The 12,615-nt window shown below is 65.5% G+C and carries 9 protein-coding genes; 5 read left to right on the top strand and 4 right to left on the bottom strand.

Features of this window, described 5'->3' with window-relative positions; genetic code table 11:
- Window positions 1-159: 159 nt before the first annotated feature.
- The gene (locus tag ACIQTZ_RS09735; protein WP_402979910.1) at window positions 160-1,569 is read right to left on the bottom strand and encodes an MFS transporter; all 1,410 of its coding nucleotides are present in this window, start codon (window positions 1,567-1,569) and stop codon (window positions 160-162) included.
- 294 nt (window positions 1,570-1,863) lie between these two features.
- Here ACIQTZ_RS09735 and ACIQTZ_RS09730 point away from each other — a divergent pair, with 294 nt between their 5' ends.
- From ACIQTZ_RS09730 to ACIQTZ_RS09715, 4 genes are all read left to right on the top strand, one after another.
- Complete coding sequence (locus ACIQTZ_RS09730; protein ID WP_400331076.1) at window positions 1,864-3,276, top strand: MFS transporter; 1,413 nt, start codon at window positions 1,864-1,866, stop codon at window positions 3,274-3,276.
- Window positions 3,277-5,463, top strand: a complete 2,187-nt coding sequence (locus tag ACIQTZ_RS09725) for a molybdopterin oxidoreductase family protein (RefSeq protein ID WP_402979906.1) — start codon at window positions 3,277-3,279, stop codon at window positions 5,461-5,463.
- Window positions 5,460-7,025, top strand: coding sequence for an FAD-dependent oxidoreductase (locus ACIQTZ_RS09720; RefSeq protein ID WP_402979903.1), 1,566 nt, complete (start codon window positions 5,460-5,462; stop codon window positions 7,023-7,025). Before ACIQTZ_RS09725 ends, ACIQTZ_RS09720 begins: the two co-directional genes overlap by 4 nt.
- Before the next feature lie 260 nt (window positions 7,026-7,285).
- The gene (locus ACIQTZ_RS09715) at window positions 7,286-8,017 is read left to right on the top strand and encodes an MBL fold metallo-hydrolase (protein ID WP_402944173.1); all 732 of its coding nucleotides are present in this window, start codon (window positions 7,286-7,288) and stop codon (window positions 8,015-8,017) included.
- A gap of 123 nt (window positions 8,018-8,140) precedes the next feature.
- Here ACIQTZ_RS09715 and ACIQTZ_RS09710 read toward each other — a convergent pair whose 3' ends face one another.
- On the bottom strand, window positions 8,141-9,544 hold the full coding sequence (locus ACIQTZ_RS09710; RefSeq protein ID WP_402979901.1) for an NAD(P)H-quinone dehydrogenase: 1,404 nt from the start codon (window positions 9,542-9,544) through the stop codon (window positions 8,141-8,143).
- A gap of 104 nt (window positions 9,545-9,648) precedes the next feature.
- Here ACIQTZ_RS09710 and ACIQTZ_RS09705 point away from each other — a divergent pair, with 104 nt between their 5' ends.
- A complete protein-coding gene (locus tag ACIQTZ_RS09705) occupies window positions 9,649-10,467 on the top strand; it encodes a purine-nucleoside phosphorylase (RefSeq protein ID WP_397326611.1) in 819 nt (272 codons plus the stop codon).
- Window positions 10,468-10,469: 2 nt separating this feature from the next.
- Here ACIQTZ_RS09705 and ACIQTZ_RS09700 read toward each other — a convergent pair whose 3' ends face one another.
- Together ACIQTZ_RS09700 and ACIQTZ_RS09695 are read right to left on the bottom strand one after the other, a co-directional pair.
- Window positions 10,470-11,765 carry an Ig-like domain-containing protein gene (locus ACIQTZ_RS09700; protein ID WP_402979898.1) on the bottom strand — a complete coding sequence of 432 codons (1,296 nt, stop codon included), beginning with the start codon at window positions 11,763-11,765 and terminating at the stop codon, window positions 10,470-10,472.
- Window positions 11,762-12,346 carry a sigma factor-like helix-turn-helix DNA-binding protein gene (locus ACIQTZ_RS09695; protein WP_402979896.1) on the bottom strand — a complete coding sequence of 195 codons (585 nt, stop codon included), beginning with the start codon at window positions 12,344-12,346 and terminating at the stop codon, window positions 11,762-11,764. The genes ACIQTZ_RS09700 and ACIQTZ_RS09695 overlap by 4 nt, the downstream gene beginning before the upstream one ends.
- Window positions 12,347-12,615 lie beyond the last annotated feature (269 nt).

The raw sequence follows: 12,615 nt of genomic DNA, 5'->3' as shown, positions 1-12,615 counted from the left end.
AGCGACCATGGAGGGGGGGGGCCCCCCCCCCCCGGCGCCCCCCCCCCCCCCCACACCCCCCCAAACCCCCCCCCCCCCCCCCCCCCCCCCCCCCCCCCCCCCCCCGCCCCCGCCCCCCCGGGGGGGGGGGCCCCCCCCCACGTCGTACTCCTTGAAGCGTCAGGCGACGTTGTTCTCGTAGTCCGTGTCCTTGGTTTCGCGCGTGAGCCAGAGCGCGATGAAGGTGATCACGGCGGCAACCGCCATGTACACGCCTACCAGCCAAGTGCTTCCGTTGGCGGCGGACCACAGGGCGATGGCGACGAACGAGGCAGGGGCTGCACCGATCATGGACGACAGGTTGTACGCAACGGCGGAGCCCGTGTAGCGGACATTCGCCGGGAACAGTTCGGGCAGGATGGCCGCCATAGGACCAAAGGTAAGGCCCATGAGCGTGAAGCCAACGATCAGGCCGACCATCGCGGCGGCCTGGCTGGGACCGAACATCGTGAACCAGAGCGCTCCGAAAACGAAGATGCCGGCCGTCACGCCCAGCAGGAACTTCCGGCGGCCCCACTTTTCGGCGAGCGGTCCGGAGACCACGGTGAAGATTCCGAAGAACACGACGCCAATGATCAGCATCCACAGGAAGTCGGACCGGGAGATGCCCAGACCGGGAACGAACGCTGCAACCTGCTCGGCCGTCATGGGTTTGCCGGCCTTCTCAGCAGCCGCCTGCGCACCTGCCAGCGTGGGCTTGGTGCCGTAGGACAAGGTGAACGTGGTCATGATGTAGAAGAGCACGTAAGTGGCCAGCATGATGAACGTTCCGGCAACCACGGGGCGCCAGTGGTTCTTGAAGGTGGCGCCCAAGGGCAGCTTCTGGATCTTGTCCTGCTGGATCACCTTGGTGAAGGATGCGCTCTCGACAAGTTTGAGGCGGACGTAGAGTCCCACGATCACCAGGACGGCACTCAGGAGGAACGGCACGCGCCAGCCCCAGGCCAGGAACTGCTCCGGGGTCAGGGCAACGTTCATCCAGATGAAGATCACGTTGGCAATGATGAAGCCGATGGGGGCGCCCAATTGCGGGAAGGTGCCGTAGATGGCACGCTTGCCCTCCGGCGCGTTCTCGGTGGCCAGGAGCGCCGCGCCGCTCCACTCGCCGCCCAGCGCCAGGCCTTGGAAGAAGCGGAGAACCACCAGCAGGACCGGTGCCATGATGGCCCAGCCCGGCAGCGAGGCCTCGGGGAGCAGGCCAATGAGGAACGTGGCGATACCCATGGTCAGCAAGGACGCCACGAGGGTTCCCTTGCGGCCGATCTTGTCACCGAAGTGGCCGAAGACCACGGCGCCGATGGGGCGTGCGAAGAAGGCTACACCGAAGATCGCAAAGGCACTGAGCAGCGCGTTGATGTCGGTGGCATCGGGGAAGAAGAGCTTCGGGAAGACGAGGACCGACGCCGTCGCGTAGGCGTAGAAGTCGTAGAACTCGATCGTGGTACCGATCAGGCTGGCGAAGATCACCCGGCCCCGCGAGTTCACTGGCTTGGTGGACTCACCTTCCCTGGAGGGTGCAGTGGAAGACATGTAGTTAGCAGCTTTCGTTCACGCCGCCTGATGCCACGAAAGCCTTGGCGGCGATGGATTATTCGAGAGTTCAATAATAGTTCCCACAGTCCATTGACTGGACAACCAAGTCCATCATGTGGACCAACAGGAAAATCCCACATTGTGGTCTGCACCACAACCTCACCATCGTCTCACGCGTCCGTGATGCCGCAGATAGGGAAATGTCACAGCACGTTTACAAACCGCGACGGTCCGCGAAATGCACGAAACCTAATTTTGAAGGACAACGTCCCCCACCAAGGAGGCACTCCCGTGACTGTTGACCGCACCGCAGACGAACTGGCTCCCGCCCAGTCCACTGCCACCGCCGCCCCCACCCTTGAACACCGCCCCGGCCGCTGGATCGCCAACTGGGACGCCGAGAACAAGGGCCAGTGGGAAGCCGAAGGCCGGTCCATCGCCAAGCGCAACCTGTACTGGTCCATCTTCGCCGAGTTCCTCGGATTCGTCGTCTGGCAGCTGTGGTCAATCGTGGTCGTGCAGCTACCGGCAGCAGGCTTCACGTTCGACACCAACCAGATCTTCTGGCTCATCTCGATCCCCAGCCTGGTGGGCGCCACGCTCCGCATTCCCTACACCTTCATGGTTCCCAAGTTCGGCGGACGGAACTGGACCATCGTCTCGGCGCTGCTCCTGCTCATCCCCTCCTCCGGCCTGGCGATCTGCGTCTCCAACCCGGAAACTCCCTTCGGAGTAATGCTCCTCGTCGCAGCCCTGGCAGGGTTCGGCGGCGGCAACTTCGCAAGCTCCATGGCAAACATCACCTTCTTCTACCCCGCCCGCGAAAAGGGCTGGGCGCTGGGCCTGAACGCTGCCGGCGGAAACCTGGGTGCCGCCGTCGCGCAGTTGGTGGTTCCCGTCGCCGTGACGTTGCTTGCTGCCGGAACCGTCAACCTGCCCATGGCCGGCCTCATCTGGATCCCGCTCATCCTCATCGCAGCCTTCGGCGCCTGGAAGTACATGAACAACCTCACCAGCGCCAAGGGGGATGTCGCCGGTTCGGTGGCCGCGCTGAAGGAACCGCACCTGTGGATCATGGCTTTCCTCTACATTGGTACGTTCGGCTCGTTCATCGGCTTCGCCGGCGTGTTCCCCAAGCTGATCAAGGACTACTTCCCCGAGTTCTCCTCCATCCACCTGGGGGCCGTAGCACTGTCCCTCGCGTTCCTGGGCCCGCTGGTCGGCTCCCTGGCCCGGCCGTATGGTGGCCGCATGGCCGACCGCATGGGCGGGGCACGGATGAGCATGACCGCGTTCGCTTCCATGGCCGTCATCACCCTGACCATGATCTGGACCCTGCCGCTCAAGAGCTTCTGGCTCTTCCTGGGACTGTTCCTGCTGCTCTTCATCGCCAGTGGGTTCGGCAACGGGGCAACGTACCGCATGATCCCCGTGATCTTCGCGACCTCCAGCCGCGCGGCCCGCGCAGGAGCCAGCAGCGCAGCAACCGCGCGGCTCGCAGCCTCATCCTTGGGCCTGATCTCGGCGATCGGCGCCTACGGCGGTTTCGTGATCCCCCAGGTGCTCAACGCCTCCAACACCACGGCAGGCTCCTACACACCGGCGTTCTACGGATTCGTCGGAGCCTATGTCCTGATGCTCACCGTCTGCTGGGCTTTCTACATCCGCCCGGCCCAGAAGCGCAACACGATCGGACACATCTAGATGCCCAACGGCGCCGATACCCACTGCCCCTACTGCGCGCTCCAGTGCGCCATGACGCTGACCCCGGCTGCCCCAGCGGCCGGGGCAGTGCCCGCACCGGTGGCTGCCCCGGCCGCACCCCTGGAGGTATCCGGGCGCGACTTCCCCACCAACCGGGGCGGGCTGTGCCGCAAGGGGTGGACATCGGCGTCGTTGTTGCGCCACAACGGGCGCATCACCGAACCGTTGCTTAAAGGCTCCGACGGCGTCCACCAGCCGATCTCCTGGGACCAGGCCCTCATGCTCATCACGGCGGCGGTCAAGGACGCCCAGCAGCAGTACGGCAACGACGCCGTCGGTGTCTTCGGCGGTGGCGGCCTCACCAACGAGAAGGCCTACATGCTGGGCAAGTTCGCCCGGTTGGCACTCCGTACCTCCCGCATCGACTACAACGGCCGGTTCTGCATGTCCTCGGCCGCGGCCGCGGGGAACCGGGCTTTTGGAGTGGACCGAGGGCTCCCCTTCCCCGTCACCGACCTTGACTCGGCATCGGTCATCCTCATGCTTGGCTCCAACGTCGCCGAAACCATGCCCCCGTTCGTCCAGCATCTGCAGGGCGCACGGGACAGCGGCGGTCTGATCGTCGTGGACCCCCGCCGCTCGGCTACTGCGGCGTTTACGTCCGACGGCGGCGGCCTCCACCTGCAGCCGACGCCCGGCACCGATTTGGCCTTGTTGTTGGGCATCAGCCATGTTGTGGTGCATGAAGGGCTGGTGGACACGGACTATGTCTCGGAACGGACCACCGGCTACGCCTCGGTGGTGCGCAGCCTGAATGCTTTCTGGCCGGAGCGGGTCCAGTCCATCACCGGAGTGCCCGCCACCCTCATCCGGGAGACCGCCCGCCGCCTGGCCCACGGTGCCCGGGATGGCGGCAGCTACATCCTCAGCGGCCGCGGCGTGGAACAGCACGTTGACGGTACCGACACCGCAACGGCGGCCATCAACCTCAGCCTGCTGCTGGGCCTTCCCGGCTCGGCGCGCAGCGGCTACGGAACACTGACGGGCCAGGGCAACGGCCAAGGCGGCCGCGAGCACGGCCAAAAAGCCGACCAGCTCCCCGGCTACCGCAAAATCACCGATCCCGCTGCCCGCGCGCACGTCGCTTCCGTCTGGGGCATCGACGAGTCCCTCATCCCCGGTCCCGGCCTGCCCGCCGTCGAACTTCTCAAGTCCCTTGGAAAGCCCGACGGCGTCCGTTGCCTTTTCGTCCACGGCGCCAATGTGGTGGTTTCGGCTCCGGACACGAACGCCGTGACCGCGGGGCTTCGGGCCCTCGACTTCCTGGTGGTGTGTGACTTCTTCATGTCCGAAACCGCCCAGGAAGCGGACCTGGTGTTGCCCGTGACGCAGTGGGCCGAAGAAGAAGGCACCCTCACCAACCTCGAAGGCAGGGTCATCCGGCGCCGGCGCGCGCTGACCCCTCCCCCGGGTGTCCGGAACGAGCTGTGGCTCATGGCCCGGCTGGCTGGGCTCCTTGAGGCACCTTCTACTTTCAGTGAAGATCCTGAGACGGTTTTTGAGGAACTCCGTCTGGCATCTGCCGGTGGTATGGCCGACTACTCCGGGATCGACTACGCCATGCTGGACCGCGGCGAGGCTGCGTACTGGCCGTATCCCGTGGGCAGCACCGGTACTCCCCGCTTGTTCAGTGACGGCTTCGCACATGCCGATGGCCGGGCCGTCCTGGTTCCGGTGACCCCCTCGAAGCGGGCCGCGCGGTCATTTGCCGATGACTCCCTGGCCCTGGCAACGGGCCGTTTGCTGGAGCATTACCAGTCGGGCGCCCAGACCAGGCGCGTAGCCGAGCTCCTGGCGGCCCAGCCCCAGGTGCGGCTGTTGATCCACCCGGCAACCGCTGCTTCCCGCGGGATTGCCGACGGCGACTACGCCACGGTGACCAACGAGCGGGGCGAGGTGTTGTGCCGTGCCGAGCTAAGCAACGCCGTTCGGCCGGATACCGTCTTCCTGCCCTTCCACTTCCCGGGCCAGGAAAACGCCAACCGGCTGACCGAAGCAGCAACCGACCCCATTTCCGGCATGCCTGAGTTCAAGACCAGCCGTGTGTGGGTCCGGCCCGCAGCATCCAGCGTCGTTCCCGTTGCTGTCAGCACCGAATTGTCACTGCACTCCGAGGAGGCTTCATGAGCGAGCGCATTGTTGTTGTTGGATTCGGCCCTGTGGCCGCGCGTTTGGTGGATGAGCTCCTTCCTTCCGTCCGTTCAGGGCTGGTACAGCTTTTGGTTGTTGGTCAGGAAACCGAGGCAGCGTACAACCGCGTCATGGTGGCTGAGCTTGGGGTTGGCCGCACCACAGCCGACGCTTTGGCCATGGCTGATGCCGCGTCCCTTGTGGCCGACGGGGTAGATGTCCGGCTCGGAACCAAGGTGCGCCGGATCGACCGCGCCCGGCAGCAGGTTGTCCTCTCCGACGGCTCCGCCGAGCACTATGATCGTTTGGTCTTCGCGACCGGCTCACGTCCGGTCATCCCCAACCTGACTGGACTGAACCCCGATCCGTCGGGTCCCGTGCTGCCGGCCGGAGTGATTACGCTCCGCGATCTGCAGGACGCCGCGGTGCTTCGATCGGCTGTTTCCGAAGGCAAACGCGTGGTGGTCCTGGGCGGCGGCGTCCTTGGCCTCGAGACTGCCCTGGCAGCTTCGGAAGAAGGTGCAAAGGCCACTGTGGTCCACAACGGACCCTTCCCGCTCGGTCGGAGCATTGACCGCGGCAGTGGATCAGTCCTGACGGCAAGCCTCCGCTCCAGTGGTGTCCGCATGGCCGGCAACGCACGGTCCACCGGTGTTGAAACGGCAGGGCCCGGCGGATCCTTCTCTGCGTTGTTGCTGGCGGATGGTTCAGCCATCGACGGCGACCTGCTGGTTCTCTCCTGCGGTGTGCGTCCGCGGATCGAACTGGCCGAGGGCTGCGGTCTTCCGGTGGGTACCGGAATCCTGGTGGACCACCATCTGCGGACCTACCACGAGCCGCACATGTTCGCGATCGGCGACTGCGCCGAGGTCCGCTGCCCCGACGCCGCCTGCGTCGACTGCCGCACGGCCGGGGGTCCATCCGGCTTGGTGGGCCCAGGGTGGAGGCAGGCTGAATGGCTCGCAGAGTACTTGGTGGTACTGGCCCGCGACGGCCAATCGGTGGCGGATGCCTTGGAGCCCGTGGCCGCTGAGAAGCCCGGAGTCGTGGTCTTGAAAGCCCGTGGCATCAACCTTGCCGTAGCCGGGGACAACCAAGCCGATCCGTGGGACGAGGAACTTTTGGAAGCCGGCGCCGTGGCCGGGCGACCCCGGCGGCAGATCTCGCAATGGGCCGACCCCGAGCACGGCCGCTACGTCAAGATGACCACCCGCGGCGGAGTGCTGGAAGGCCTGGTTGCCGTGGGGATGCCCAGGACAGCCGCCGAGTTGGTGGTGCTGTTCGAGCGCTCCTCTGAGCTCCCGGCCGACCGTTCCTTGTTGTTGCGCCTGGATGGCCCCGACCAGCTTGATTCCGGGGGCGGCAACAGTTCCGATCCGGAGCGCACCGTTTGCCGTTGCGCGGGCGTGAGCGCGGCAAGCATTGAGGACTCAGTGGTGGAAGGCTGCTCTTCGGTCGCCGAGGTTTCCAAGGCCACCCGCGCCGGAACGGGCTGCGGCGGCTGCCACGAGGACATCAAGGGACTCATCGAAAAACACTTCCAAACGGCTGCCGCCTGAGGCCGCGTAAGCTCACGATTCCCCGCACGGCACCCCGTTCGCGGGAAGCGTGCCCGTTCGCTGGAAGTTTCCGAGGGCTGTTGCTTGTTTCCGGCGAACTCGCTGCTGGCGCCCGCGGGTTTCCGGCGAACTCGCTGCTGGGGCCCGCATGGTTCCGGCGAACTCGCTGGGTCGCTGCAAGGCTGCAAGAACGCTGGAAGTTTCCGGGAGCTGTTGAGGGTTTCCGGCGAACTCCTTGCTTGGGCGCCTAGAATTTCCGGGTGACCATCACTGAACCCGCACCCGGCATCCACTTCGTGGAGGGACCGGCCTCCAACTGGATCATCGTGCGCGATGCTTCCGGATTCATCATGATCGACGGCGGGTACCCGGCTGACCGGGATGCGGTGCTGGACTCGATCCGGCAACTCGGCCTGGAGCCGGCTGAAGCCAAGGCCATGCTCCTCACCCATGGCCATGTGGACCACACGGGCTCGGCGGCGTACTTCTCCAGGACGTTCGGCACGCCCATCCTCTGCTCCCCCGAAGAACTCGCGCATGTGCAAGGCAAGGAGAAGCACCAGGTCACCATCGGCCAGGTCCTGGCCCGCATCTGGCGTCCCAAGGTCTTCCGCTGGATGGTCCACGTCATCAAGGCCAAGGCCCTCCAAGCAGAGCCCGCAACGCTGGCCGAGGCCTGGACGGAGCAGAAGCTGGCTAACCTGCCCGGACGTCCGGAGGCCATCGCGGCCCCCGGGCATACGCCTGGCAACGTGGCGCTTCTCCTGCCGGGCGCTGGGGCGATCGCCGTGGGCGACACGTTTGTCAGCGGGCATCCACTCAGTAGCAAGCCCGGGCCACAAATGCTGCAACGGATGTTCCACTCAGACCCGGAAGCTGCGCTCGAGGCAACCCGCAGGCTCGGAGATCTCCAGGCCACGCTGATCCTCCCGGGCCACGGCCCTGTGCTGCGCCTGTCCCTGGCCGACGCCGTGGCTGCCCTGCACCGCTGACGGACTAAGCCGCTGATCGCCCCGGAAACGCAAAGGCCCGTTTCGATGGCTCGCTGCGCATCATGCCGTGCGAACGGCACTCTGCGCAGCGACGCCCCGAAACGGGCCCGTGAAAACAGCTGGCTACATGTGCACGTGCAAACGCCGTGCTGCTTCGGAAATGGAGCCGGTCAGCGACGGGTACACCGTGAAGGCACTTGCGACGTCGTCCACGTGCAGCTTCTGCGTGACGGCCACGGAGATCGGGAAGATCAGCTCGGAGGCGTTCGGACCCACCACCACGCCACCAATCACGGTGCCGGAACCCTTGCGGGCGATGATCTTGACGAAGCCGTCCTTGGTGTTGCGCATCTTGGCACGGGCGTTGCTGAGCAAGGACAGCATCACCACATCGCCTTGATACTTACCGGAAGCCAGATCGGCCTCGGAAACACCTACGGAAGCGATCTCCGGGGACGTGAAGATGTTGGAGGCTACCTGGTTGAGCTTGAGGGGCTTCACGCCGTCGCCCATGAAGTGCGCGATGGCGATCCGGCCCTGCATCGCAGCCACGGACGCCAAGGCGAACACGCCCGTGCAGTCGCCTGCTGCGTAGATGTTGGGTGCCGTGGTGCGGGAGACACCGTCAACCTTGATGTGGCCGGACTCGGTCAGGGCAACGCCTGCTTCTTCCAACCCGATCCCCGCCGTGTTCGGAATGGACCCAACGCACACCAGGCAGTGGGTACCTGTCACCACCGATCCGTCACCCAAGGTGACCTTCACGCCGTCGTCCGTTCGCTCAACCGCATTGGCGCGGGAGCGGGACAGGACGCGCACGCCGCGACGTTCAAAAACGCCCTCCAGCAGCTTGGCGGCGTCCGTGTCCTCACCCGGGAGGACCTGGTCGCGGCTGGAGATCAGGGTGACCTTGGAGCCGAGGCCGTTGTAAGCGGAGGCGAACTCGGCGCCGGTGACACCGGAACCCACCACGATCAGTTCTTCGGGCAGCTCGTCCAGGTTGTAGATCTGGGCCCAGTTCAGGATGCGTTCGCCGTCCGGCTTGGCCGTCGGCAGTTCGCGGGGGTGGGCGCCGACCGCCAGGAGGATGGAATCGGCCTCGATAGTGCGGGTGCCCTCAAGTGTGAGGACCTCGATGGTGTTGTTGTCCAGCAGCTTGCCGGAGCCGACGACGATTTCGACGCCGAGGCGCTCGAGCCCGTCGCGGATGTCTTTGGACTGGCCGCGCGCGAGGTTAAGGACGCGGTCGTTGATGTGCTTGAGGTCGGCGTGCGGCTTGGAGGCGGTGTCATCGAACTTGACGCCGAGCTCGTCGGCTTCGCTGACGCGGGTCATGAGGTCGGCAGTGGCAATGAGGGTTTTGGAAGGCACGACGTCGGTCAGAACGGCCGAGCCGCCGAGGCCTGCCCGTTCGATGATGGTGACTTTGGCGCCGAGCGAGGCGGCCACCATGGCAGCTTCGTATCCGCCGGGACCACCTCCCAGGATCGCGATTCGTGGGGAACTGAAGTCAACTTGGGTGGTCACAATCCTCAATTCTCCCGTATCCGCGCTGCTGCTGCCAGTCAGCCATACCTCACCCACGGGCGCGTCCCTACCGGACAGCTACGCGTGCACGGTAGCTTGTACCAGTGAGTAACTCAGAGCTGTTGAACACTGACCCCTTCGAAGCCGCCAAAGACGCCGCCGATTACATTGCTGCCGAGACCGGCGTCGAGTCCCACGACGTCGCCCTGGTGCTCGGTTCCGGCTGGGCAGAAGCCGCCGACCTGATCGGTGAAACCACCGCAACCCTCAGTGCCTCGGAGGTTCCGGGCTTCCACAAACCGGCAGTCGTGGGCCACGTGGGAACCATCCGCTCAGTCCTCACCAAAGAAGGTAAACGCGCACTGGTCCTCGGCGCACGCACGCACTACTACGAAGGCCGCGGTGTCCGTTCCGTGGTGCACGGCGTGCGGACCGCTGCCGCTGCCGGCTGCAAGACGCTCGTGCTCACCAACGGCTGCGGCGGCCTCAACGAAGCCTGGGAACCCGGCACGCCCGTCCTGATCAGCGACCACATCAACCTCACAGCCACGTCCCCGCTGGAGGGTGCCACGTTCGTGGACCTCACCGACCTCTATTCCTCACGCCTCCGGGCTGTGGCACGCGAAGTGGACCCTTCGCTGCAGGAAGGCGTCTACGCCCAGTTCACCGGCCCTCACTACGAGACCCCGGCCGAGGTCCAGTACGCCAAACGGATCGGCGCGGACCTCGTTGGCATGTCCACGGCACTGGAAGCCATCGCGGGACGCCACGCGGGCATGGAAGTCTTCGGGATCTCCTTGGTCACCAACCTCGCCGCAGGCATCAGCCCGGTTCCGCTCAGCCACGCCGAAGTCCTGGAAGCGGGCGAGGCTGCAGGCAAGCGGATCTCGGCGTTGCTGGCAGGGATCATCGCGAAGCTGTAAAGCTATTTCACCGGCCCGGGTGTCGGCACGGTTGGTCCAACACTGACCGTGACGGCCTTGCTGGAGACACCCTCCGCGGTGGCAGTGACGGTGGCCTGTCCCTGCCCCGGGCCGGCGCGGACCAGCCCGTTTCCATCAACGGAGGCGAAGATCGGCCGACTGGACGCCCAGGCCACCGTTGCGTTCCCGGGCAGTCCGTCACTGTAGGCCACAGTGGCGGTCAGTTGGACGGTCTGTCCGCTGTCAAGGGCAAAAGGCCCGGGAGGATTGACGACGACGGCAGTCACCGCGTGCGCCACCGTTACCTTGGATTGGGCTTGCCATTGCTTGCCTGCACCATCGACGTGGAGGGCTGTGACCAGCACCTGCCCGACGCTTTGCCCCGTGACGAGTCCTGCCGCGGAGACTGTGGCCACCTTCGGGTTGCCGGTGGACCACGTGACTGCCGCCAACGTCTCCGTGGTTCCGTCGGAGTATTCACCCACCGCTGTGAATTGCCGCGACTGACCGTCCTTGAGGGTGGCCTCAGCGGGGTCAAGGTGCAGCCCGGTGAGCGTGGCCGGGGGCTTCGGGGTCACGGTAAGGCGCGCCACCGCCTGTAGGCCGGCTTCAGTTGCCGTCACGGTGGCCGAACCCGCGGAGATGCCCGTGACCAGGCCATTCCCGTCCACCTGTGCCACGGCCGGACGGTCCGAAGCCCAGACTGCCGTGACGTTGAGCTTGCCGATTGAGCCGTCGCTGAAGCTGCCCACGGCATCCAACTGGACCTCGCCACCAGTCTGCAGGGACACCGTCTCCGGGAAAATGCGCAGGGCCGTCAACGGAGCCGACCCGGGCCGGGTGACGGTCAGCGCCAAACGCCCGGAGACGCCGTCGTACGTTGCTGTCATCCCGGCGTCGCCGGGGGCCAACGCCGTCACCTCGCCCGACCCTGCCACCTCAGCCACTGCAGGGTTTTCGGAGGCCCAGACAACGCCGTCCATCAGGGAGCGGCGCGAACCATCGCTGTACACACCGTTGGCAGAGAGCTGCGCTGTGGCATCGGGGCGGAGGGCTGTGGCGGACGCGCTGACCTCGATGGACGCCAGTGCCACCGGTCCGCGGTCCAGGAATACCCGAACGGCCACCAAGCCGGCCGTCAACAGGATCGCCGCTGCCAGAGCCACTACCCATGTCCTGATGGTCCTTCGGCGAAGACGCTGCATGCCGCTTTCAAGGGCCCCCTCCATGTCCGCCGGGTACGTGCGGATGTGGGCGGAGGCTTCGGCCAGGAGGCGCTCGCGCAACTCTGCTTTCACGGCCGGCCATCTTCCAAAGCCGGCTGATTGGTTTTGGCTGTGGCGCCCGTCAACAGCTGACGCACCCTGGTAACGGGCTGGTTGGTCAGGCCGGCGATCTCGTGGACCGTCAGGTTCGCAAACTCGTGGAGGACCACGACGATCCGCTCGCCGGGCGACAACACGCCCAAGGGACCCTTATCCACCTTCGGACGCGGCAACTTTCCCTTCCTGTTCTGTCTCGGAGAGCCACGCAGCCAGAGATCTTCCTTCCTCAGCTTCTCGACCAGCAGGCACAACGTATAAACGCGAAGCAGCGGACTGGCGGGGCCCTTCCATGCACTGGCCGCCTGCGACCACGAAGCTTCCAGCAACCTGCGCGCCGTTTCAGGATCGCCGCACAGGAGGTGGGCACAATACTCGAGGTCGCCCTTTTGCTGCTCAAACACGCTCCGCAGCTCGGCTTGGCGGTCCTTCAGCGCGGGTCCCAGCTTGACGCTTGGCGTGAGTCCAAGTTCCACTTCGCGCACCATGGGCATGAACACCGCGACGGCCAAGGCCAGGAATCCGGCGCCCATGAGCACGGCCGCCTGGATGACCACGGGGAAACCCCACGGAAAAGACGGAGCAAGCCAGCCGAAGGCTATGGTTCCAAGGGCAAGGACACCGATAAGAAACCGCAGAGGAGTGATCGATGAGCGCCAACGCCGCTTTGGTAACTCACACATGGTGCACCAACTCACAACGCGCCAGGTCTGCCAGGTTCGGGCGACAACCGGGAACCGCAAGCACATTTTACGTCCAGCGATTGGAATTAGGCAGACCCAACTGGGTCGCATTAGTGCGCGTTATGGGCGCTCGAAACGCGCAC

Origin of the sequence: Paenarthrobacter sp. NPDC090520, assembly GCF_044769205.1 — a bacterium.
Classification (GTDB): domain Bacteria; phylum Actinomycetota; class Actinomycetes; order Actinomycetales; family Micrococcaceae; genus Arthrobacter.
Note: the sequence above shows the minus strand (reverse complement) of the source record. Positions and strands in the feature narration are given on the sequence as shown.